General features: G+C 61.9%; 20 protein-coding genes. 15 read left to right on the top strand and 5 right to left on the bottom strand.

Annotation, left to right across the window (positions count from 1 at the left end; all coding sequences use genetic code 11):
• Positions 1-810: a uracil-DNA glycosylase family protein gene (locus G7A66_RS02305; protein ID WP_174294086.1), complete on the bottom strand. Its 810-nt coding sequence runs from the start codon at positions 808-810 to the stop codon at positions 1-3.
• Between the two features lie 87 nt (positions 811-897).
• Between G7A66_RS02305 and G7A66_RS02300 the strand changes: the two genes are divergently transcribed.
• The 7 genes from G7A66_RS02300 to G7A66_RS02270 all read left to right on the top strand — a co-directional run bounded on the left by G7A66_RS02300 (position 898) and on the right by G7A66_RS02270 (position 8,824).
• Complete coding sequence (locus tag G7A66_RS02300; RefSeq protein WP_174294085.1) at positions 898-2,544, top strand: electron transfer flavoprotein-ubiquinone oxidoreductase; 1,647 nt, start codon at positions 898-900, stop codon at positions 2,542-2,544.
• Positions 2,545-2,566: 22 nt separating this feature from the next.
• A complete protein-coding gene (locus G7A66_RS02295) occupies positions 2,567-3,379 on the top strand; it encodes a 4-(cytidine 5'-diphospho)-2-C-methyl-D-erythritol kinase (RefSeq protein ID WP_174294084.1) in 813 nt (270 codons plus the stop codon).
• Positions 3,376-4,098, top strand: coding sequence for an N-formylglutamate amidohydrolase (locus G7A66_RS02290; RefSeq protein WP_174294083.1), 723 nt, complete (start codon positions 3,376-3,378; stop codon positions 4,096-4,098). Before G7A66_RS02295 ends, G7A66_RS02290 begins: the two co-directional genes overlap by 4 nt.
• 42 nt (positions 4,099-4,140) lie before the next feature.
• On the top strand, positions 4,141-5,862 hold the full coding sequence (ilvD, locus tag G7A66_RS02285; RefSeq protein WP_174294082.1) for a dihydroxy-acid dehydratase: 1,722 nt from the start codon (positions 4,141-4,143) through the stop codon (positions 5,860-5,862).
• 115 nt (positions 5,863-5,977) lie between these two features.
• The gene (locus tag G7A66_RS02280; RefSeq protein ID WP_174294081.1) at positions 5,978-6,217 is read left to right on the top strand and encodes a hypothetical protein; all 240 of its coding nucleotides are present in this window, start codon (positions 5,978-5,980) and stop codon (positions 6,215-6,217) included.
• Positions 6,207-7,598 carry an NAD(P)H-hydrate dehydratase gene (locus G7A66_RS02275; protein WP_174294080.1) on the top strand — a complete coding sequence of 464 codons (1,392 nt, stop codon included), beginning with the start codon at positions 6,207-6,209 and terminating at the stop codon, positions 7,596-7,598. Before G7A66_RS02280 ends, G7A66_RS02275 begins: the two co-directional genes overlap by 11 nt.
• On the top strand, positions 7,595-8,824 hold the full coding sequence (locus tag G7A66_RS02270; RefSeq protein WP_174294079.1) for a class I SAM-dependent RNA methyltransferase: 1,230 nt from the start codon (positions 7,595-7,597) through the stop codon (positions 8,822-8,824). The genes G7A66_RS02275 and G7A66_RS02270 overlap by 4 nt, the downstream gene beginning before the upstream one ends.
• Here the strand turns inward: G7A66_RS02270 and G7A66_RS02265 are convergent.
• The 4 genes from G7A66_RS02265 to G7A66_RS02250 form a co-directional block, all read right to left on the bottom strand.
• Positions 8,797-9,570: a hydrolase 1, exosortase A system-associated gene (locus G7A66_RS02265; protein WP_174294078.1), complete on the bottom strand. Its 774-nt coding sequence runs from the start codon at positions 9,568-9,570 to the stop codon at positions 8,797-8,799. The two genes, G7A66_RS02270 and G7A66_RS02265, sit on opposite strands and share 28 nt — an antisense overlap.
• A complete protein-coding gene (locus G7A66_RS02260; RefSeq protein ID WP_174294077.1) occupies positions 9,567-10,190 on the bottom strand; it encodes an alpha/beta hydrolase family protein in 624 nt (207 codons plus the stop codon). Before G7A66_RS02260 ends, G7A66_RS02265 begins: the two co-directional genes overlap by 4 nt.
• 59 nt (positions 10,191-10,249) lie before the next feature.
• The gene (locus G7A66_RS02255) at positions 10,250-10,522 is read right to left on the bottom strand and encodes an acyl carrier protein (protein WP_174294116.1); all 273 of its coding nucleotides are present in this window, start codon (positions 10,520-10,522) and stop codon (positions 10,250-10,252) included.
• A gap of 114 nt (positions 10,523-10,636) precedes the next feature.
• Positions 10,637-11,428, bottom strand: coding sequence for a GNAT family N-acetyltransferase (locus tag G7A66_RS02250; protein ID WP_232366587.1), 792 nt, complete (start codon positions 11,426-11,428; stop codon positions 10,637-10,639).
• 233 nt (positions 11,429-11,661) lie between these two features.
• Between G7A66_RS02250 and G7A66_RS02245 the strand changes: the two genes are divergently transcribed.
• The 8 genes from G7A66_RS02245 (at position 11,662) to G7A66_RS02210 (ending at position 21,756) form a co-directional block, all read left to right on the top strand.
• A complete protein-coding gene (locus G7A66_RS02245) occupies positions 11,662-13,212 on the top strand; it encodes an acyl-CoA ligase (AMP-forming), exosortase A system-associated (protein WP_174294075.1) in 1,551 nt (516 codons plus the stop codon).
• Positions 13,209-14,435 carry a pyridoxal-dependent decarboxylase, exosortase A system-associated gene (locus G7A66_RS02240; protein WP_174294074.1) on the top strand — a complete coding sequence of 409 codons (1,227 nt, stop codon included), beginning with the start codon at positions 13,209-13,211 and terminating at the stop codon, positions 14,433-14,435. Before G7A66_RS02245 ends, G7A66_RS02240 begins: the two co-directional genes overlap by 4 nt.
• A 188-nt stretch (positions 14,436-14,623) precedes the next feature.
• Positions 14,624-15,265, top strand: a complete 642-nt coding sequence (locus G7A66_RS02235) for an XrtA/PEP-CTERM system exopolysaccharide export protein (RefSeq protein WP_174294073.1) — start codon at positions 14,624-14,626, stop codon at positions 15,263-15,265.
• Positions 15,266-15,281: 16 nt separating this feature from the next.
• A complete protein-coding gene (locus tag G7A66_RS02230; protein WP_174294072.1) occupies positions 15,282-16,802 on the top strand; it encodes an XrtA system polysaccharide chain length determinant in 1,521 nt (506 codons plus the stop codon).
• A gap of 10 nt (positions 16,803-16,812) precedes the next feature.
• Positions 16,813-17,919 carry a P-loop NTPase family protein gene (locus G7A66_RS02225; RefSeq protein ID WP_174294071.1) on the top strand — a complete coding sequence of 369 codons (1,107 nt, stop codon included), beginning with the start codon at positions 16,813-16,815 and terminating at the stop codon, positions 17,917-17,919.
• Positions 17,858-19,585 (top strand): preprotein translocase subunit YajC, encoded by a 1,728-nt coding sequence (locus G7A66_RS02220; RefSeq protein WP_232366586.1) that lies wholly within the window; start codon positions 17,858-17,860, stop codon positions 19,583-19,585. The genes G7A66_RS02225 and G7A66_RS02220 overlap by 62 nt, the downstream gene beginning before the upstream one ends.
• A gap of 13 nt (positions 19,586-19,598) precedes the next feature.
• Positions 19,599-20,813, top strand: coding sequence for an XrtA/PEP-CTERM system-associated ATPase (locus tag G7A66_RS02215; protein ID WP_174294070.1), 1,215 nt, complete (start codon positions 19,599-19,601; stop codon positions 20,811-20,813).
• Between the two features lie 34 nt (positions 20,814-20,847).
• The gene (locus tag G7A66_RS02210; RefSeq protein WP_174294114.1) at positions 20,848-21,756 is read left to right on the top strand and encodes an XrtA system polysaccharide deacetylase; all 909 of its coding nucleotides are present in this window, start codon (positions 20,848-20,850) and stop codon (positions 21,754-21,756) included.

Raw genomic sequence — 21,756 nt, 5'->3', positions numbered from 1 at the left:
TTACGCTTTTCCTTCCGGGGTGTGTATCGGCCCCGTCCAATCCAGATAACGCCGCCAGAAGCGCGCCCGTTCGCTGCCCCTGCGCAGCAGACGATCCAGCCCCGGCACGGCCAAGGCCGGAATGTTCTGACCATTCTGATCGAATTCGCGCGGAACGGCAGGGCCTTGCGCTGCATCGTGCCACAACAACGGCGGAATGGTTCGCCCGAACAGGATGAGCCGCTGCGGGGTAGCCAGGGCGATATGGTGCGCGACCATTTCGCCAAGGCCGCGCGCTGCCAGATCGTCCCAATCGGGCATCGGCGTGTTGCGGGGCAGAACACTGGCGAAATAGATCGCATCCTCGGCAATGTTCATCGCTGCCAGCATGTTTTCGAGCAGGCGGCCTTGTTCGCCCGAAAGAAGCTTCTCCGTGTCGGACGCTTCCGGCTCCGCCACCAGCACCATAATGTCCGCTCCCGCTAGTCCGCGCGGTGCGATGCGCGGATAGGTTCCGCCATCGTCAAGAGCGCTTTCGCTCAGCCACCATGGCGTAAAGCCGCCGAGATCGGACGGCCAGGCGCTTTTTTCTCCGCCGATCCTCGCCAGCGGGAGGATTTCGGCGCCTGTCTTTCGCCTCGGCTTTGGCTTGGGTGCTGCAGGTAGTTTGGCTTCGCTCGCCGCCTCGGCCTCGGCAAGCCATCCCGTAGCGTCATCGCTGAAATCGCAATCCACCCCGGCCTCGCGCCACCAGTCCAGCGCGGCTGTGAAGCCAGCGACGAATTCGCCGCCTTGTATATGCGGCCGGGATGAGGTTTCACGGTTGTTCATGGCATCAGCCTTGGGGTGCGGGCCTTGACCTTGCAGCCCGCAGCAATCAAGTAATTAGGGAAGATTTGATCGGAAGGAAAGACCGGGATGACCGAACGTGAATCGATGCCCTGCGACGTAGTGATCGTCGGCGGCGGCGTGGCGGGAATGGCTACGGCCATCCGCCTCAAGCAGCTGAACGAGGAACTCGAGGTCATCGTTCTGGAAAAAGGTTCGGAGATTGGCGCCCACATCCTGTCGGGCGCGGTGGTTGATCCGAAGGCAATGGACGAGTTGCTGCCCGACTGGCGCGAGCAGGATTGCCCTCTGGCAGAAACGCCCGTCACCGACAATTGGCACTGGGTGCTGTCGAAGGCGAAGCAATATTCCATGCCGCACATCGCCATGCCGCCCTTCATGTCGAACAAGGGCTGCTACACCGTTTCGCTCGGAAATCTGACCCGCTGGCTGGGTGAGAAGGCCGAGGAACTTGGCGTGATGGTCTTCCCCGGCTTCCCCGCGTCCGAAATCATGTTCGACGAAAGCGGTGCTGCAACGGGCGTTATCACGCAGGATATGGGCGTCGCGGCGGACGGGTCGCACAAGTCCGATTACCAGCCGGGTATGGAGATCCAGGCAAAATATACCGTCCTAGCCGAGGGCGTCCGTGGCAATCTGACCAAAAAGATGAAGCATCGCTTCGATCTCGAGGCGGACTGCCAGCCGCAGATCTACGGCCTCGGCATCAAGGAATTGTGGGACATCGACCCGGAAAAGCATGTACCCGGGCGCGTCATTCACACGCAAGGCTGGCCGCTGTCGGAAAGCGAAAGCTGGGGCGGCGGGTTCATCTATCATCAGGCGGGCGGCCAGGTGGCCATCGGCTTCGTCACCGCGCTCGATTACAAGAATCCCTACGTCTCGCCTTTCCAGGAATTCCAGCGCTGGAAGCATCATCCGAAGGTGGCGGAGATCCTGGAAGGCGCCAAACGCGTCGCTTATGGTGCCCGCGCCATTAACGAGGGCGGCTGGCAGTCCGTCCCGAAGCTCGCCTTCCCCGGCGGGGTTCTGGTCGGCTGTGCCGCAGGCTTCGTGAACGTGCCACGCATCAAGGGCAGCCATACGGCAATGAAGAGCGGCATGCTGGCTGCTGAAAGCATCGCCGCTTCGATCGCCAACCGGCAGGAACATGCCGAACTGATGGATTACGATGCCGCCGTCCGGTCGAGCTGGATCGCTACCGAGCTGAAGAAGGTTCAGAATGCGGAGCCTGCAGTCGCCCGCTTCGGCGCGGACCTCGGCACGGTTGTCGCCGGGATCGACATGTGGATGCGCCAGCTGAAGATCGGCTTGCCGGTCGCCATGAAGCATGAGCGCGATTACGAACATCTGCAGCGCGCCGACCTGTACAAGCCGATCGACTATCCCAAGCCAGACAACGTCCTCAGCTTCGACCGGCTGTCATCCGTGTTCCTGTCGAATACCAATCATGCAGAAGACCAGCCCAACCACCTCAAGGTCATCGACCCGCAACTGCAATTGAGCAGCGAGTTGGGCGTTTATGGAGGGCCGTCCACCCGCTACTGCCCGGCGGGTGTGTATGAATGGACAGGTGTTGAAGAGGGCAAGCCCGAATTCGTGATCAACTCGCAGAATTGCGTCCATTGCAAGACTTGCGACATCAAGGATCCCAACCAGAACATCGAATGGACTACGCCGGAAGGCGGGGGCGGGCCGAATTATCCGAACATGTGATGCGCCCGACGCGCGATCCGAGATGGCTCAGTCCGAGACAGCTTATGCCAAGATCAACCTCGCGCTGCATGTCCGCAAGCGGCGCGAGGATGGCTATCATGAACTCGAAACCGCCTTCGCCTTCGTGGACGATGGTGACCGGCTGACCTTTGCCGAAGCTGCGGAAGACAGGTTCGAGCAGACTGGTCGCTTTGCCGGTCAACTGGATGCGCCGTTCGGCAACATCGTTTCGCAGTCTCTCTCGCGCCTGCCGCGGCAGAGCGGGTTGGCGGTCACTCTGGACAAGCGTCTACCGGTGGCCGCAGGCCTCGGCGGCGGATCGGCCGATGCCGGCGCGGTTTTCAGGGTAATAGAACGGATGTACGGTTTGCCCGAAAACTGGCAGGACCGCGCAGCCAGACTGGGCGCCGATGTTCCCGCTTGCGTAAGAAGCGAAGCCTGCATCGGGCGCGGCACGGGCACCGAACTTGAACCGGTCGAGAACGATTTGTCCGGTACACCTGTCCTGCTGGTGAACTCCCGCGTCCCGCTATCCACGCCGGCGGTTTTCGCTAGGTGGAATGGCGTGGATGGCGGTCCACTGCCGTCCGGACCTCTGTCCCGAATCGGGCGCGAGGGGCATAATGATCTCGAAGCAGCGGCAACCGAACTGGTGCCGGAAGTGGCCGACGTTCTTGCCGCTTTGCGCAGCACGGGTGCCACGCTGGTCCGCATGTCGGGTTCGGGAGCCACTTGTTTTGCCCTGTTCGACAATCATGACGCCATGACGTCAGCTTCCGGCAGGCTAGGCTCCGAAAATCCCGCCTGGTGGCGAATGCAGGGGCGTTTGAGATGAGTGATGGGAGACCCTTCCGCCGCGCCGGAACAGCCAGGCTTGGCGGGATCATCTGCATTGCCGATCATGCTTCGAACCATGTCCCGGAAGACGTGGAACTCGGACTGCCGAGCGCTCTCATGCAACAGCACATCGCGCTCGACATCGGGGTCGAGGGTGTGGCCGACCGTCTTGCGCGGCGCCATGACATCGCAGCGCACATCGCCACGATCAGCCGCCTTGTTTGCGATCTCCACCGGGAAGAAGACGACCCCGCTTGCGTCCCGACGATAAGTGATGGGCATCTGATCCCCGGCAACATCGGTGCCGATGTCGAACGGCGGTTGGCGACTTATTACCGGCCCTATCACGCGGCGCTGGCTGAATGGGTTTCGCAATGCGAGCCTGAACTAATTGTAGCCGTCCATAGCTTCACGCCCGAACTGCGAAGCGGCGGCGAACCGCGCCCTTGGCAGGTGGGCCTTCTGTACAATGACGATGATCGCGCCACGCGCCATGCCATTCGCTCGTTCGCGGAAGAAGGACTGAGGGTCGGCGACAATCAGCCATATTCCGGCAAGGATCTGAACGTAACCATGAACCGCCATGCCGAAGCACGCGGCATTCCCTATCTCACCGTCGAGATCAGGCAGGACCAGATCACGGATGAAGCAGGGCAGGCGAGATGGGCGGCGTTGCTGGCCGATGTCGCCAACCGGGTTGCGCTGGCGTTGCAGTAAGGGCAGGGCTGTGGCTTGTCCGCCGCCCTTGCAGGAAACGAAATGACAAAGCGCTTCGACAAGTTGAAACTTCCGAGCCGTCATGTCTCGGTCGGGCCGGAACGCGCGCCGCACCGGTCCTATTATTATGCAATGGGATTGAGCGAGGAAGAGATCGCCAGGCCCTTCGTCGCGGTGGCCTCGGCAGGGAACGACAGCGCACCGTGCAACACCACTCTGGATGCGCAAGCCGATATCTGCCGGCAGGGTGTGGACGAGGCAGGCGGCATGCCGCGCCGCTTCAACACCATCACGGTGACCGACGGTATCGCGATGGGCCACCAGGGAATGAAATCGTCGCTGGTCAGCCGCGAAGTCATTGCGGATTCTGTCGAACTGTCCGTCCGCGGGCACTGCTACGACGCACTCGTCGGCTTCGCCGGCTGCGACAAGAGTCTGCCGGGCATGATGATGGCGATGCTGCGTCTGAACGTCCCGAGCATCTTCGTCTATGGCGGATCGATCCTGCCCGGCCGCTACAAGGGCGAGGACGTAACCGTCGTCGATGTGTTCGAGGCTGTGGGCCAGCACGCCGCCGGCAACTGTCCGCTGAAAGACCTCTCTGCGCTGGAAAAAGTTGCCTGTCCCGGGCACGGCGCCTGCGGAGGGCAGTTCACCGCCAACACCATGGCCTGCGTCGGTGAAGCCATAGGTTTGTCCTTGCCGAACAGCAACATGGCCCCGGCACCTTATAAATCACGTGAAGAGATAGCCCGGGCGGCGGGCAGGCAGGTCATGCATCTGCTGGAGGCGAATATCCGCCCGCGCGATATCTGCACCCGCGCTGCGTTCGAGAACGCCGCGCGGGTCGTCGCCGCCACCGGCGGTTCGACCAATGCGGCGCTGCACCTGCCCGCGATGGCCAGCGAATGCGGGATTACCTTCGACCTGCATGACGTGGCGGAAATCTTCAAATCCACACCCTACATCGCTGACCTCAAGCCCGGCGGACGCTATGTCGCGCGCGACATGCATGATGCGGGCGGCGTCTACATGCTGATGAAGACGATGCTGGATGGCGGATTCCTCGATCCGGAACCGTTGACGGTCACCGGCAGGAGCCTGGGAGAAAACCTCGAGGAGATTACCTGGAACCCCGATCAGAAGGTGATCTATGACGTCAGGACGCCTCTAAGCCCCACAGGCGGTGTCGTGGGCTTGAAGGGATCGCTTGCCCCCGATGGAGCCATCGTGAAAGTCGCGGGCATGGAAAGGCTTTGTTTTTCGGGTCCGGCACGTGTGTTCGATTGCGAGGAGGATGCCTTCCGCGCGGTGGAGGATCGCAACATTGCGGAAGGCAGCGTGCTCGTCATCCGCTACGAAGGGCCGAAAGGAGGTCCGGGAATGCGCGAGATGCTCTCGACCACCGCCGCTCTTTACGGGCAGGGTATGGGAGAGAAGGTAGCGCTGATTACCGATGGGCGCTTCTCAGGCGCGACGCGGGGATTTTGCATCGGCCATGTCGGCCCCGAGGCTGCAGACGGCGGCCCCATCGCGCTGGTACAGGATGGCGACACCATCACCATCGACGCCAAAGCGGGCACCATCGATCTGGATGTCGATGCGCAGGAACTGGACCGGCGAAGGGCCGACTGGCAGGCACGCAGCAACGACTATCAATCGGGTGCCCTGTGGCGGTACGCACAAAACGTCGGCCCGGCATATAGCGGCGCCGTCACCCATCCCGGTGCGCGGGCAGAAACGCATGTCTATGCCGATATCTGATCGGGCAACTGTCATCGCTCTTGCGTCATTGGTCGCTGCATGTGGAAAACCGGTCACGCAGGCTCAGGCTGACGCAGGTGCTGATATTATCAAATGTGCGGTAGATGGCGGCAGGATGGCAGAGGCGTGCAGGGTCGAATCCCATGCAAGTGCGGGCGTCAAGTATCTGATTATCAGGCACCCGGATGGAGGTTTCCGGCGCGTGCTGGAAGCGAGCGACGGGAGCGGGTTGTATCTTGCGGACGGCGCCGGCGAACTCGGTCGATCCCTTGACGGAGACATTCTGGAAGTGGCGGTGGATGGCGACCGCTACCGGTTTCCCGCCGTGCTGAATGTGCAACCCGATGCCAAGTAAGCCGATCCTCGACGCGCAAAAAATGCGCGAGGCCGAAGCTGTGCTGATGCAGCAGGGTGCTTCCGCGTTCGATCTGATGAAGCAGGTTGGCGAAGCGGCCGCGGATATCGTCTGGCGCATGGCAGCCGGTCGCTCGGTCACGGTATTATGTGGGCCGGGTAACAACGGTGGTGACGGTTTCATCATTGCTGGCGAGCTCGCCCGCCGAGGGCTCCACGTGACCGTCATCGCTCCCCTGGGCACCAGCAGCGATACGGCATCGGCAGCCCGCCAAATGTATTCCGGGTCGATCGAGGAGGAGGCGGTCAGTCGTTCTGGAAGCGTCTTCGTCGATTGTCTTTTCGGCATGGCTCAGACCCGCGAACTTGGCGAGGAACTGGTGCAATTGCTGCAATCCCTTCGCAAGTGTCATGAACTGGCCATAGCCGTCGATTGCCCCAGCGGGATCGACAGCGACAACGGACGCCTGCTCGGAAGCGACGTCAGCTACGATTTGACCATCGCGATCGGCGCATGGAAGCCGGCGCATTATCTCATGCCGGCCATGTCCAGCATGGGTATGCTCAGGCGCGTTGATATCGGGATCAATGCTGACAATTCCGTCCGCCTCGCGCAGCCCCCACGTCTCGACCCCCCCGGATTCGAAAGCCATAAATATAAGCGCGGCCTGCTGGCGATTGTCGGCGGAGAGATGCCCGGTGCCGGACTGCTGGCAGCGCAGGCGGCGATGCGCTCTGGTGCCGGATATGTGAAGCTGTTCGCCAGTCATTCCCACCCCGATGCGCCAGCGGAACTGGTCATCGTGCAAGCACCTTTGGATGAAGCGCTAGAGGATGAGAGGATCTCCGCTATTCTCGTGGGTCCGGGCCTCGGGCGAAGCGAGGATGCGATACACCGGCTGCGGCAATCGCTGGAGAAGGACCGAGCATGCGTGATCGACGCAGATGGGCTGGCTCTGCTCAGCCCCGCCATGCTGCACAGCCGCGACAAAGCTACGGTCGTGACGCCGCATGAGGGAGAGCTGCAGGGGCTCGAGCAGATGTTCGATTTGCCGGGTACGGGCGCAAAGCATCTGCGCGCCAGGGCTCTGGCTGAAGCGAGCCAAGCAGTGGTGGTCGCGAAGGGGCCGGATACCATCATCGCTTCGCCGGAGGGCGAGATCATTTTCTGTCCGCCAGCAACGCCGTGGCTATCCACGGCAGGTACTGGCGATGTTCTCGCGGGAATGATCGCCAGCAGGTTGGCGACAGGGATCGATGCAGTTACCGCTGCCGAGCAGGGTTATGCCTTGCACAAGGCGGCGGCCAGACTGGCCGGGCCAGCCTTCACTGCCGGAATGCTGGCGGATTGCGCCGCCGATGCGTGGGGTTCCTTGCTATGAGCGATAAAGGCGAAGCGGTGCCGATCATCCGCGTGGCAGCCAAAGGCGACGGGGTTACGGCGGACGGACGCCATGCCAGCGGTGCGGCACCTGGTGATTTGTTGATGGACGACGGCACGATTATCGCCGGACCGCATCACGCATCGCCGCCATGCCGTCATTTTCCACAATGCGGCGGCTGCCAGTTGCAGCACCTCGACGAGGAAAGCCTGCGCGGGTTCGTCACGGACCGCGTCCGCAACGCCGCAGAAGGGCAGGGGCTCACCCCCACCATACTCGCGCCCGCCCATCTTTCGCCGCCGCGCAGCCGCCGCAGGGCGACGCTGCACGCCGCCAGCGGTGGCAGACGCGCCATCATCGGATTTCGTGAAAGCGGATCTCATCGCATTGTCGATATGCGGGAATGTCACGTGTTGGCAGAACAACTATTCGCTTTGGTCGAACCCGTGCGGCAGCTCCTGTCGCGGCGGAAAGGCAAGTATTCGGTCGACGTCGAACTGGTGCTGACAGATCAGGGCGTCGACTGCGGTTTCATCGGCCTTTCTGTCGAAGGGCTGTCGCAGATCGAGGAATTGCTCGATTTCGCTCGGGAACATGGATTGGCGAGGCTCACCATCGACTCCGGCTTCGGACCGGAGCCGCAATGGGAACCTGAGCCGGTCACCATAACACTCGGCGGTGTGGCGGTGCCGTTTCCGGTCGGATCGTTCCTGCAGGCCACCCATGACGGCGAAGAAGCGCTGGTGCGGGCAGCCAGGGATTGGCTTGGTGAGTGCGAAACGGTGGTCGATCTCTTCTCTGGCCTCGGGACATTCGCCTTTGCACTGGCGGACGTTTGCAAGGTGCTGGCCGTCGAAGCAGCGCGTGAGGCTCATCTGGCCTGCAAGGCGGCTGCTGGCAGCAGCGGCAAGCCTGTGTTTGGCATGCATCGCGACCTGTTCCGCAATCCGCTGATGCACGACGAACTGAACAGATTCGCGGGCGTCCTGCTCGACCCGCCGCGGGCCGGTGCGCGAGAGCAGATTGCGAAAATAGCCGAAAGCAAGGCGGATCGCATAGTATACATCAGTTGCAATCCGGCCAGTTGGGCGCGCGATGCAAAGGTTCTGGTGGAGGCGGGCTTCACCTTGCACGAACTACGCCCCGTCGGGCAATTCCGCTGGTCGACCCATGTCGAACTCGCCAGCCTGTTCCTGCGTCAGGATCGCAGCGCCAGCAGCGTCTGATCTACCAGCCAGTCACTCGAATCCTGTTCCACATACGCATGTGTCGCGCCCTCGCAGCGGCTGATGCGCTCGTCGCCTATAGGCCAGCTTTCCAGGAAAGCCTGTGCCGTGCGGTCCGCAGTGGCGAGCAGGAACCGTGCCGGGCCTTCAAAGCGGGCGAGCCCTGCCTGCATCTCCTGCGATAGCGAATTCGGCCCTTGCATCCGGGTAGCCGCCTTTCGCAAACCGCGCGCCAGCTTGCCGAAATCAACTTGTCCTCTGGCCAATCGCACCAACTCACGCGGGTTGCGCAGCTTTGCTGCGTAGCGCCTGCGAATGGCACCAGCCGGCGGCGTGTCGTCGGTGTCTTCGATAGTCCACGGGTTCGAGAGGAGCAGGCTGTCGCATCCACCACCCGCCGCCAGCATCAGCGCGCTCGCAGCGTCGCAATTGCCGAAGCCGACGATGCGCACGATTTGCGGACTGATGGCGCGGAAGCCGGACAGAGCGGCAGTAATATCGGCGCCAGCCTGGCGGAAGCCCCGATTGGCTCCTTCGCTATCGCCAATGCCCCGGCGATCGTAGCGAAAAACCGGAAACCCTGCCCGGGCGATTTTCGCTGCAAATCGAGCCTGTCCCGAAAAGGCTCCGGACCGCACCTCGTTGCCCCCGCTGACGATCAACAGCCCGGTTTGGCCGGGTGCGGTGTCGAGAGTTCCAGCCAGGCGACTGCCTTCGCAAAGGAAGGTGAGATGCAGGCGGCTCATGCCTTGATCGCCGCGGCCAGAAGTCGGGCGAAGGTTCGGACCTGATCGGCGTCTTCCCCCGGCTCCGCACGTAGCCACAGGCCTGAACTGCCGAGCTCTGTCTGCTCGATGGTCGTGCATGCGGCTGGAACAGGCACGGCATCTTCCATCTGGCGGAACATCTCGGCGCCAAGTGTCCAGCCGGACAGGTCGAGTCCTTCCTTGCGGCCAGTCTCCGCAAGCCCCGCAAGACTTTCCTCGCGCCCGGCTTCCCGCGCCTGTATTGACCGTGCCCGCAACATGGCCCGCAGCATCTTTGCGCCAGTGACCGGCGCATACCGGATGCACGGAATTTCGGCTGGACCGACCAGCGCGCCGCCACGGATTGTCAGGGCATGGGTCACACCGAAGGTCTGCGCTGCGCGACCTGCGGCTTCCTGCCACGAACTCAGGGTCTGCGTCTTCAGCGGAGCCAGGCTTTCATTGCAGCCCGGCAAATCAGGCAAGAAGGTATCGATGCCGACACTGCCGAGCGCCCGCATGGTGTCGACCGTCATCCTCCGCATCCGATTGGCTTCGTCGAACAGGGCGGGCAGAATCAGCAAGCGCAATTCGCTGCCTGCGTCGATCGTCAGGGCCATTTCGTCGTTCCTGGCGGCACCGGGCGCCGGGCAGGGCCAGGAAGTGAATGCAGGCTCGATCAGTTGCCGACCACCTTCGCTTCGGCAAAGGCCAGCAGACCGCCATAAGTCTCCAGCATTTCGCCATCCACATCGTCATCCTCGATCAGGATATCGAGCCTGTCTTCCATTTCGGTCAGCAAGCCGGCAACGGCCATGGAATCCAGTTCGGGCAAATGTCCGAAAAGGCCCGTTTCATTCGTGAAACTGGCGACGCGGTCCGCGTCCAGATTGAGGATGTCGGAAAGAATGGCTCGCAACTGCATGTCGAGCGTGTGGCGGTTCTGTGCCATCGCCTTGCTTTCACCGATCTTGTCGGCGGACTCTTCTGTCATCGCTGGTCCCCTGTCGGCAACAGCGCCGCGGCCCTGCACCTGATTGCGATTCCCGTCGTTGCGGATCGCCACCTAGCCCTGCGGAGCACCGGGCGCAACCCGCGCGATTGTGCGCTTTACGAGTGTCGGCCAGGCGCGCGCTTGCCGCGGATCGAGGCAGTCGAGCCGGTAGCGCGGACGGTCCTCTTCCATCCAGTCCTTCTTGTAGGCATCGTTGCCGGTGCCGAAATCGACCAATGCGACACCGTCCTTGTCGATCACATGCTCCAGCAAAGCCGCAGTCAGAGTAGTGCCGGCCGACAGGGCCTTTGCCGCCTCGAGATGTGCCAGCTTGTGGATGTAAGCGACACCGTCCTCGACGGTCCAGAATTGCGCTGCCACGGGTTGTTCGCCTGAATAGGCGATTGCCATTCTCAGCCTTCCGGCCGCAGATTCCCCTTTTGCAAATTCTCTCAGGAAGACAGGATCGCCTTCCGCTGGCTTCCAGCTGTTGGCGTATATCGCTTCGTAACTGTTCCAGGCATCGTCCGAGAATTGCGTGATTATTTCGGTGCGCACCTTCTTGCCCTTGCGCTGCAGAGTGGAACGCATCTGGCCGGGTCTGCCCGCCCAATACTCCGCAAAACTGCGTTTCCCCGTGTTCAAGACATGATTGTGATCGCATTGATCCATCTGCACGAGCCAACCGGCCTTGCGGAAAGCTGCGGCGAGGCGCGTTGCGGTTGCATCCTCCTGGGGAACCGGCCACATCGTTACCCGACGCGCATGACGACGCAGATCCCGCGCCAGAGCGGTGCAGAGAACGTCAGCTTCGACGCCATTCTTCCAGATTGGTCGCCAGGTGAAATTATACCAGTTTCTCATCGGTTCTAGCCGGCCGCTGGTTCGTAACAGAGGCAGAGTGACCACATCAGCATCGTCAGCCGCTGTCGCAATGAACGGTTTGCAGCCGTCAGGAGGAAGATGCTTCTTGAGCAAGCTGAGCCAGTCCAGCCTGTCGAAAGGAGATGCAACATCAGGGACAGCCCCTTGCAAGACCTTAACAGTCTCGTGATAGCTGATCGAAATCAAGTCGCAATTCCCATCCCGGAGCATCCATGACGTCTGCCCCTGATCATCAGTCGGAGCAACTCTGCCGCCCCATAGACCATCTGGCGGAATGCGGAATGGCCGACGCACCGGCGCTGGTACTTCGTGACGGCACCTTGACCTATAGTGATTTAAGAGAGCGTGTAGGATGGCTCGCTGCATGGCTGTCGATGCGCGTCGCCGTGCCGGGCGCAAGGATCGCCACCTGGGCGGCGAAGGGGGAACTGTCCTGCCTCATGCCCTTGGCCACGGCGCGGGCCGGGCTGGTGCATGTGCCGATCAATCCGCTGCTGAAGCCGATGCAGGTCGCACATATCCTGAAGAATTGCGGCGCATCCATGCTGCTCGGCACCTCCGCGCGGCTAGAAAGCCTTGCCCGAGGCGATGCGCCCGCTGATTGCATCATCATGTCTGAGCAGGATGCTCTTACTCAGGCTTCAGGTTCGGTTGAGCCGCTTGGGCGGTCGGATGTCTCGACCGAAGACCTGGCAGCGATCCTCTATACGAGCGGCTCTACAGGCCAGCCCAAGGGCGTGATGCTGAGCCATGCGAACATGTGGCTGGGTGCAGTGAGCGTTGCTCAGTACCTCAAGATGAAGTCCGATGATCGCACTCTGGCCGTGCTGCCGCTCAGCTTTGACTATGGGCAGAACCAGCTTTTTTCCACCTGGATTGCGGGCGGCTGCGTCATCCCCATGGATTACCTCCTGCCGCGTGACGTCGTGAAAGCCTGTTCCAAACATCGGATTACGACACTGGCTGCGGTGCCGCCGCTCTGGATCGAACTTGCTGAACTGGACTGGCCTGCAGATACAGCAGGAGAAATGAGGCGGGTGACCAACAGCGGCGGCGCCCTGACCGAGGATCTCGTGCGAACATTGCGGAGCAAGCTGCAGAATACAGGCATTTTTCCAATGTATGGACTGACCGAAGCCTTTCGCTCCACTTTCCTTGATCCCCATCTGGTCGACAGCCATCCGACTTCGATGGGCAAGGCTGTCCCGCATGCAGAAGTTCTCGTTGTGAACGACGCCGGGGAAGAAGCTGCCATCGATGAGGAAGGCGAACTGGTTCACTGCGGCCCTCTTGTCGCGCGAGGCTATTGGCAGGACGAGGCGCGAACGGCCGAACGCTTCAGGCCTGCACCCCAAGGCAGCCGCTATGGCGGCATGGCAGTGTGGTCAGGCGACCGGGTGCGGCGTGATGCAGAAGGCCTGCTGCATTACGTCGGGCGCCGTGATGCCATGATCAAGAGCGCGGGCAATCGAATCAGCCCTCAGGAAGTGGAGGATGCTGCAAGAGCGACGGGCCTGGTTGCCGATGTTGCAGCGGTCGGGATCGACGATGCGCGGCTGGGTCAAGCGGTGCATCTGGTGGCCCGGCCCGCAGGGCGGCGCGAAACGGCGGAACGTGAGTTGCCGACGCTTTTGAACAAGATGCTGCCTGGCTTCATGCAACCACGTATGATCCATTGGCGAGACGACTTCCCGGTCAATCCGAACGGAAAACTGGACCGGCCGGCATTGATACGCGGCATCTTGCAGGAAATGGCGGAATGAAGCCGCTCGGTCCCATTCCGTCGTTCTATCAAGCCGTGGATGGCGAGTTGTCCGTTGATGGACAGAAGGTGCGAAAGATCGCTGAACAGGCGGGCCGCACGCCGATTTTCATCTACTCCAGGGTCGCGATCCAGCAGCGCATCTCTCGCCTTCGAAAGGCGCTGCCCAAACGCACCGACATAAATTATGCAATAAAGGCAAACTCCTACGCGCCTTTGCTCGAGATGATGTCAGGCCTTGTGGACGGTTTCGATATAGCCTCCGGAGGCGAACTGGCGATGGCACAGCAAGCCGGTCTCGAGGCAAGCCGCATCAGTTTTGCAGGCCCAGGCAAGCGCGATGACGAGCTGGAGGCTGCAATCGCCGCCGGTGCGACGCTCAATCTCGAAAGCGAAGGCGAAGCGGCACGCGCGATTGCCATCGGGCGGCGCCTCGGCGCGCAGCCACGGCTGGCCATTCGGGTCAATCCGGAGTTCGAACTCAAGGGATCGGGCATGAAGATGGGCGGGGGTGCCAAACCTTTCGGCGTCGATGCTGAACGGGTGCCCGCGCTTGCCCGCGACATCATCGCGCAAGGTGCCGATTGGCGGGGATTGCACATCTTTACCGGTAGCCAGGCGCTGGATGCCGACGCCATCATTGAAGCGCAGGCAAATGTACTCTCGCTCGCAAGCGAGATCGCCAGCCGCATCGGAACTTCGCTGCCCAAGCTCAATATGGGCGGCGGCTTTGGCATACCCTATTTCCATGGCGACAAGCCGCTCGATGTCGAGCGGATCGGTGCAGCCTTGTCCTCGCGCATGGCAGCGCTGCCACAAAACCTCGCCGCAACTGAGTTGTGTGTTGAACTGGGCCGCTACCTTGTAGGCGAGGCGGGCATCTATGTAACAAGGATTGTCGATCGAAAGATAAGCCATGGAGAAACCTATCTCGTCACCGATGGAGGTTTGCACCACCAGCTGGCCGCCTCGGGCAACTTTGGAACTGTCGTGCGTCGCAATTACCCCCTGGCAGTGGTGAAGGCATTCGGCGCCGAGCCTGCGGAGATTGCCAACGTCGTCGGCTGTCTGTGCACTCCGCTCGATCGCCTAGCGGACAGGGCGCATCTTCCGCGTGCGGATGTCGGCGACCTCGTGGCCGTTTTCTGCGCCGGCGCCTATGGCGCCAGCGCCAGTCCAAGCGCTTTTCTGGGCCAAGGGCCTGCGGCAGAAGTGCTTGTCTGAAATCGGCGTCGCGATCGTCCCAAAACGAGACTGCACCCTATTTGCGATCCTTCGCCGATCAGGCCTAACGGTATATTCACCTTTTTTTGGCGAGGACAGACTTGGGCAAAGCAAAATTCAGCCGCTGATCCCGGAGTGTGCACTCCGTCGTCGCCGGCCCGTTCGTCAGATTATCAGGATTTCCGTTGATGCCGCAGTTCCGCTTCCTGTCTCTTCTTTCCGCCATTCTGGGCCTTCTGGCTTTGGCTGGTTGCGCGCAAGGCAGCGGGCAGCAACTGCCACCCGCCGACTTCGTGGCGCTGCAGGAGGGGCCGAGCCAGGATTACATCATCGGACCGCTCGACGAACTGACGATTCACGTCTGGCGCAATCCGGAATTGGGGGCGGAGGACATTCAGGTTCGTCCCGACGGCCGCATCACGATCCCGCTCGTCACCGACATGACTGCGGTGGGGAAGACCCCTTCGATGCTGCAGGATGACATCCGCCAGCAGCTTTCCAAGTACATCGAAGAACCGATCGTTTCGGTGATCGTGAACAAATTTGCCGGCACGTTCAGCCAGCAGGTCCGCATCGTAGGCGCGACTGAACAGCCTGCCTCGATACCCTATCGCGCCAATATGACGGTTCTCGATGCCATGATCGCGGTCGGCGGTCTTTCCGAATTTGCGGCAGGCAATCGTGCAAAGCTGATCCGGTTCGACAAGCAGTCCGGCAGCCAGGCGGAATATGACCTGCGCCTCGGCGATCTGCTGAAGAAAGGCGACAGTTCCGCCAATGTCATGCTGCGCCCGGGCGATGTGATCATAATACCCGAAAGCATGTTCTGAGCGTGGTCCTGCCGAAATGAACGAAGTGCTCGATCAGGCGCGAATTGCCATGCACACGGTCTGGAACCGTCGCTGGCTGGCTCTCGGGATTGCTTGGGGGGTCTGCCTGCTGGGATGGCTGGTCGTGGCCACGATACCGAATTCCTATCAGTCCAGCGCCCGCATTTCGGTTCAGCTGGACGATGTCCTCTCGGAACAGATCGGCATTTCCGGAAACACCGGGCGAGATATCCAGCGGGTACGCCAGTCGCTTACCAGCGCCGTGAACCTGGAGAAGGTCATCCGCTCCACCCGCTTGGGACAGGAAATCGCGACCCAGCGCGAGATGGAAATGGCCATCACCAAGCTGGCGGAAAACATCACCGTGGTGAACCGCGAGGAGAGCCTGTTCGAACTGACGGCGACGATCGGGCGGTCTGAACTGAGCGACGCGGAGAATGCGGCGCTCGCACAAGACGTGGTTCAGAAGCTGATCGACCTTTTCCGCGAGAATAATTACGCCGGGAACCGAAGCGAAGTGGCCGAGACGATTGCCTTCCTCGATCAGCAGCTGGCGGCAAGGGCGACGGAGCTCGAAGCGGCCGAGCTTCAGCGCACGGCGTTTGAGGCCCAGCACCCCGAACTGATCGGCGGCGCTACCGCCATTTCCTCTCGCCTCCAATCTTCGCGCGGCGAGATGCGGGGCATCGACGCCGATCTGGCCGCAGCGCAAAGCGCCTTGGCGGCGATCAACGGGCAGCTTGCCGGTACACCCCGCACGCTGGTCACACCGGGCGCGATCGGCGGCGCGCGTGCGGCGCTGATACAGGCCCAGTCGCAGCTTGCCGGATTGCAGGCTCGTGGTCTGACCAACCAGCATCCTGACGTCGTGGCGCAGAAGCGGCAAGTGGCGCTGCTGGAGCGCCAGGCGGCGAATGAGGGGTCAGGCGCGACCGGTTCGCCGAACCCCGCGTACAGTTCGCTCACATCGATTCAGGCTGAACGTTCGGCCAATGTGCAGGCCTTGCTTGCTCGCAAAGCTGCCTTGCAGGCGGAAATTTCCAACATCGTTGCCGATCAGGTTTCGGAACCGGGGCTGGCTGCAGAAGCCAACCGCATCAGCCGCGATTACGAGGTTCTGAAGACGAAATATGATGAACTGCTGAAAGACCGCGAGGAAATGCGGCTGCGCGGGCAAGTAGAGAGCGCAAGGTCCAGCTTCAAGTTCGACGTGATCGATCCCCCGACCAATCCCCGCGTGCCTGCCGCGCCGAACCGGCCCTTGCTGCTGCTAAGCGTGTTGATTGCAGGCATCGGTGCTGGGGTGGGTACCGTGCTGCTGCTGGGTCAGCTACGCTCCACCTTCGCCACGGCAGGTGGCCTCGAACGCGCGATGGATCTGCCGGTAATCGGCACGATTTCCACCAGCCTGACCAACGCTGCGCGTGCGGCAAAGCCGAAACGGCTGAAGATGTTCATGGCTGGCAGCGCAGCGCTGGTTGGCATGTTCGTCGTGCTGCTGGCGGCGGAATTCGTCCAGCGCGGCATGGTGGCTTGAGGGACTGGGCATGACCGAACACAGCAACATTCCTGTACCTTCTGCCGACGACCAGCCGGATCAGGAGGCTGGAGGCAGTTCGGGCGAACAAACGACCGGACAGGGCCAGGATGTGCACAGCCGCAAGGGTGCCTCGCTTTTCGAGCGCGCCAGCGGGCGTTTCGGTCTCGACCCTTTCAAGCCTGCTGCTCTCAGGCGCGATCTCGCTGATCTGCCAAAGGTCAGGCGGAAGCTCGTCCGGCCCGCTAATGCAAAGGCGGAAGCGGCAAAGCACGGGAAAATCTCTCCTGCGCTGACGGCAAGTGCATCTGAAATAGAGCCACCGCTGACGCAAGCTGCCGAAACGATGCATGTGGAGGAGGCCCGTGAGCCGGTCCAGTTCCCGGCACAATTACATGGTGTCGACCGGGCCGTTTTGGCGGAACGGGGCTTTATCGTACCGGGTGGCGAGGCGAATACGCTGCTTGAGGAGTTCCGCATTGCCAAGCGGCAATTGCTGTCGACGGCGCGCGCGCTTGGCACGGAGAAATCGCGTATCGTGCTGATCTCGTCGCCATTGCCGGGTGAAGGCAAGACTTTCTGCAGCGTAAATCTTGCATTGGCCATGGCGGCTGAGCGGAATATCGAGGTGTTGCTGGTCGATGGCGATGTGGCGAAACCCTCCATCTGCAGTGTTCTCGGCATCGAGGGGGGCCCGGGACTGATGAACGCTTTGGCCGATCCGGAAACCAGGGTAGAAGATTTCGTCCTGCGCACCGATATCGATGGATTGTCGGTCTTGCCCGCTGGCGATGCGGGCACTGCAGGAACGGGCGGTACCGATCACCTCGCCAGCGAGAAGACGGACCATATCTTCGAGCGCTTGAGCAGAGATGCACCCAACCGCATGATTATAATCGATTCACCTCCGACTCTTGCTGCATCGCCAGCGGCGGAATTCGCCAAGCATGCGGGGCAGACGGTTCTCGTCGCACGAGCCGACCGGACCGGGCGCAGCGCCCTTGAGGATGCCTATGGCCTGCTCTCGGCGTGCTCCGATATCAAGCTGTTGTTGAATGGCGCGGATTTCAGCCCAAGCGGTCGCCGCTTCGGTACTTATCATGCGGGAGCGGACTGAGCGGATGAGGCCGGTTCTCGCCTTTGCTCATTTCATGCTGCCGCTGTGCCTTGTGGGCGCGTCGGCAGTGTCTGCATCGGCGCAGGAAAGCTACGCTCCGGCTTCTCCGGGGCAAGAGCGCGGCGGTGAAGGGCGGGAGCGCGGCTCCGGTCGTCCGGAAGTTCAGCCCTATATCGACATATCGCAGATCCTGCTGGCGGAACTGTCGCCGGGCAATGACGTCGTCACCTATACCCAGCTTGCAGCCGGCGTGAATGCGGCAATTACCGGCCGCAAGAATGGCGGCTCGGTGTCGCTGCGTTATGCCCGGAACATCGCTTATGAGAACGATGCCCGGGGCAGCGACACTCTGAGCGGTATCGCGCGGGGTTACGCCACCGTCATACCTGATGCGGTGACAATCGAGGGCGGAGCGCTAGCGTCACGCACGCGCCTGAACGGCGGTGGCGCATCCCTGTTGACAGGCGATGCGGGGAGCAGGGTCTATACAGCCTATGCCGGACCGAACGTTCATGCCGAGGCTGGTGACGTCCAGATCAACGCAAACTACCGCGCAGGCTACACTCGCGTAGAAACGGATTTCGGCCTTCCCGGAACGGTGCGGCAGGCGGATCTTTTCGACGAAAGCGTCGTGCAGACCGCAGCCTTTCACGCGGCGACCCGCCCCGGCGAACCGCTTCCTGTCGGCCTCGGCCTCGGTGCGGGGTATACACAGGAAGATATCTCCACGTTCGATCAACGCGTGCGCGATTTCCATGTACGCGGTGATGTCACCGTACCGGTCTCGCCGACGCTCGCCGTCGTGGGCGGGGTTGGATACGAAAACGTCGAGATTTCGGGCCGGGACGTGCTGCTGGACGATGCTGGCCTTCTCGTAGTCGGTGAGGACGGCCGCCTGCTTGCGGACGAGAGCGGCCCGCGCCGTATAGCATACGAGACCGATGGCCTGATCTGGGATGTGGGCGTCCTGTGGCGGCCGAGTACGCGCACCGCGCTCGAAGCGCATCTGGGCAGGCGATACGATTCCACGACTTATTACGGCAGCTTTGCCTGGGCGCCCAGCAGTCGCAGCAGCCTGAACATCTCGGTCTATGACGCAGTTACAGGCTTCGGCGGGCAGTTGAACCGGGCGCTGGTGGCGCTGCCGACGAACTTCGCCGCCAACCGCAATCCGCTGACCGGAGATATCACCGGATGCGTCGCCAGCCAGCAGGGCAGCAACTGCCTGTCGGGCGCGCTCGGATCACTTCGCGCGGCAACTTTCCGTAATCGGGGCGTCGCCGCCAGCTATTCACGCCAGATCGGCCGACTTACAGCCGGCGTCGGTGCGGGTTACGACCGGCGCAACTTCTTCGGCACGCCCGGTACGATACTGGCGACGGCCGACGGCTTGGTGGATGAGAATTACTACCTGACCGCTTTTGCCGACGGGCGGCTTGGCCCGCGCGACAGCTATTCGGTCAATACCTATGTGCAATGGTTCGAAAGTGGAGGCGTCGGTGCTGGCGATGGCACCATTCTTGGCGCATCAGCCGCTTACCGGCGCTATTTGTTGGCAGGCCTGTCCGCCCGTGCTGCGGTCGCTCTCGATTATCTGGGCAGCGCTCTTGCCGGACAGGACCTGACAACCGCATCCGTGCTGCTCGGCCTGCGCTACGACTTCTGACGGGGACGATACGATGTTCGACGATTTCTATGCACTGACGGGACGCCCGTTCCAGCTGACCCCGGACCCGCAATTCTATTTCGAAAGCGGCACGCACCGGAAGGCGCTTTCCTACCTTGGCTATGGATTGGCACAGGGCGAGGGCTTCATCGTCATCACGGGCGAGGTCGGGGCGGGCAAGTCGACGCTGGTCGCGCATCTGATGGAAAAGATCGATCCCGACCAGATGAGCGTGGGACAGGTAGTCACCAGCGCGCTGGACGCCGAAGAAATGGTCCATGTCGCGGCGCAGAGCTTCGGCCTTGATGTCGAAGGCCATGACAAGGCGGCAGCACTCGGCGCGATCGAGAACTTTCTCCACGAGGAAGCGCGCGCGGGCCGCCGGTGCCTGCTGGTGGTGGACGAATCGCAGAACCTTTCTGTCGAGGCGCTCGAAGAACTGCGCATGCTGTCGAACTTCCAGCTTGGCGCACAGCCATTGCTGCAGACATTGCTGCTGGGGCAGCCGGAATTCCGGCAGGTTCTGGCCAATCACGAAGGGCTGGAGCAATTGCGCCAGCGGGTGATCGCCGCGCATCATCTGGATGCGATGAAACCGGCGGAGATGGAACCTTATATTCGCCACCGGCTCGAATGCGTCGGCTGGGACGGCAACCCCGCCTTCGACCAGCGGGTCTTTACCCGCCTCCACGAGGCTAGCGGAGGCATACCGCGCAAGGTCAACCAGATCATGACCCGGTTGCTGCTGCTGGGCGCAGTGGAACAGCGCACCCGCATCGACAGCGGCATGCTGACCGCCGTTCTGGAAGAGATGGAGAGCGACAGCACTTTCCCTTCGGCAGCGCCGAGTCCGATGCCAAGGCTGCGACCAGCGCCCGTCTCAAAGCCGGTCAAACACATGGTGGCAGCCGATCCGGTTGATCTGCCTCCCGGCGAAGCGCCTGCTTCTCCGAGGCCTGGCACTGCCGTGGCGGGCGCAGAGCTGAGCGCGATGCTGGCCGAACGTGATGCCCGGATTGCCGAGATGCACGACACGATCGCGCAGATGAAGAAGCAATTGTCGGAGCTTGCTTCCAGCGGCGGGAGCAGCGAAGATGTCGGCCACTTCGCACATCGCCTGAACGAGATGGAGGCGCGGCTGGACGAGCAGGAGCGCAGCATCCGTCATACGCTGACGATGCTGATCGAATGGATCGAGGGCGATGGCTCGCCCCGTATCGCAGCCTGACCAGGCGGTCCCGAACTTCGCAGGAGCAAATGGCATGGAGGCTTCCGACACGGAAAAAATTACCAGCCGGCAGATCGTGAATGGCCTGTCGGTCGATGTCGAGGACTGGTTCCAGGTCGGGGCCTTCGAGAACGTTATCAAGCGCGACGACTGGGACAGCCTTTCCCTGAGGGTGGAGGATAATGTCTCACGCATACTCGACCTGTTTGCCGCTGCGGACGTAACCGCGACCTTCTTCACCCTGGGCTGGGTGGCGAAGCGCAATTCCGCGCTGATGCGCCGCATCGTGGAGGCCGGACACGAACTCGCCAGCCATGGTTATGATCATGCGCGCGTTTTCAAGTTCACCCGATCCGAATTCGCCGAGGACATCACTACGGCCCGCAAGGTGCTGGAGGATGCAGCGGGTGTTCGCATCACCGGCTATCGCGCACCCAGCTTCTCCATCGATAGCCGGACGCCCTGGGCTTACATGGAACTCGCCGAGCAGGGCTATGCCTATTCGAGCAGTGTCGCGCCCATCGCGCATGATCATTATGGCTGGAAGGAAGCGCCGCGCTTCGCGTTCAAGCCACTGCCATGGTCCGACCTCGTGGAAATCCCGGTCACGACCGCCATGTTCGGCGGCAAGCGGCTCGCGGCTGGTGGCGGGGGTTTCTTCCGCGTCCTGCCTTATGCGTTCTCCCGCTGGGCGATCAGGCAGGTGAACCGCACCGACAAACGGCCTGCGGTATTCTACTTCCATCCATGGGAGATCGACCCGAAACAGCCGCGCGTCGGCAATGCGCCCATGCGCTCCAGGCTGCGCCATTATACAAACCTCGACAAAATGGCGGCGAAGCTCGGTGATCTGGTGCATGAATTCGCCTGGGGCAGGATGGACATGCTGGCTCACCGGGAAGCGCAGAACCCGGTCGAGATGAGCACCGACATTGCCGCGTGA

The sequence above is a fragment of the Alteripontixanthobacter muriae genome, assembly GCF_013336795.1.
Lineage (GTDB): Bacteria > Pseudomonadota > Alphaproteobacteria > Sphingomonadales > Sphingomonadaceae > Pseudopontixanthobacter > Pseudopontixanthobacter muriae.
The sequence above is the reverse complement of the archived record's forward strand: the minus strand, read 5'-3'. Positions and strand labels throughout refer to the sequence as shown.

Excerpts from the sequence above, each read along its gene's own strand:
- G7A66_RS02265 (WP_174294078.1), bottom strand. The coding sequence starts at position 9,570 with ATGAGCCGCCTGCATCTCACCTTCCTTTGCGAAGGCAGTCGCCTGGCT.
- G7A66_RS02240 (WP_174294074.1), top strand. The coding sequence starts at position 13,209 with ATGAAGCCGCTCGGTCCCATTCCGTCGTTCTATCAAGCCGTGGATGGC.
- G7A66_RS02260 (WP_174294077.1), bottom strand. The coding sequence starts at position 10,190 with ATGGCCCTGACGATCGACGCAGGCAGCGAATTGCGCTTGCTGATTCTG.
- G7A66_RS02210 (WP_174294114.1), top strand. The coding sequence starts at position 20,848 with ATGGAGGCTTCCGACACGGAAAAAATTACCAGCCGGCAGATCGTGAAT.
- G7A66_RS02295 (WP_174294084.1), top strand. The coding sequence starts at position 2,567 with ATGGCTCAGTCCGAGACAGCTTATGCCAAGATCAACCTCGCGCTGCAT.
- G7A66_RS02275 (WP_174294080.1), top strand. The coding sequence starts at position 6,207 with ATGCCAAGTAAGCCGATCCTCGACGCGCAAAAAATGCGCGAGGCCGAA.
- G7A66_RS02220 (WP_232366586.1), top strand. The coding sequence starts at position 17,858 with ATGGCGCGGATTTCAGCCCAAGCGGTCGCCGCTTCGGTACTTATCATG.
- G7A66_RS02290 (WP_174294083.1), top strand. The coding sequence starts at position 3,376 with ATGAGTGATGGGAGACCCTTCCGCCGCGCCGGAACAGCCAGGCTTGGC.
- G7A66_RS02305 (WP_174294086.1), bottom strand. The coding sequence starts at position 810 with ATGAACAACCGTGAAACCTCATCCCGGCCGCATATACAAGGCGGCGAA.
- G7A66_RS02300 (WP_174294085.1), top strand. The coding sequence starts at position 898 with ATGACCGAACGTGAATCGATGCCCTGCGACGTAGTGATCGTCGGCGGC.
- G7A66_RS02215 (WP_174294070.1), top strand. The coding sequence starts at position 19,599 with ATGTTCGACGATTTCTATGCACTGACGGGACGCCCGTTCCAGCTGACC.
- G7A66_RS02235 (WP_174294073.1), top strand. The coding sequence starts at position 14,624 with ATGCCGCAGTTCCGCTTCCTGTCTCTTCTTTCCGCCATTCTGGGCCTT.
- G7A66_RS02255 (WP_174294116.1), bottom strand. The coding sequence starts at position 10,522 with ATGGCACAGAACCGCCACACGCTCGACATGCAGTTGCGAGCCATTCTT.
- G7A66_RS02225 (WP_174294071.1), top strand. The coding sequence starts at position 16,813 with ATGACCGAACACAGCAACATTCCTGTACCTTCTGCCGACGACCAGCCG.
- G7A66_RS02250 (WP_232366587.1), bottom strand. The coding sequence starts at position 11,428 with ATGAGAAACTGGTATAATTTCACCTGGCGACCAATCTGGAAGAATGGC.
- G7A66_RS02230 (WP_174294072.1), top strand. The coding sequence starts at position 15,282 with ATGAACGAAGTGCTCGATCAGGCGCGAATTGCCATGCACACGGTCTGG.
- ilvD (WP_174294082.1), top strand. The coding sequence starts at position 4,141 with ATGACAAAGCGCTTCGACAAGTTGAAACTTCCGAGCCGTCATGTCTCG.
- G7A66_RS02245 (WP_174294075.1), top strand. The coding sequence starts at position 11,662 with ATGACGTCTGCCCCTGATCATCAGTCGGAGCAACTCTGCCGCCCCATA.
- G7A66_RS02280 (WP_174294081.1), top strand. The coding sequence starts at position 5,978 with ATGGCAGAGGCGTGCAGGGTCGAATCCCATGCAAGTGCGGGCGTCAAG.
- G7A66_RS02270 (WP_174294079.1), top strand. The coding sequence starts at position 7,595 with ATGAGCGATAAAGGCGAAGCGGTGCCGATCATCCGCGTGGCAGCCAAA.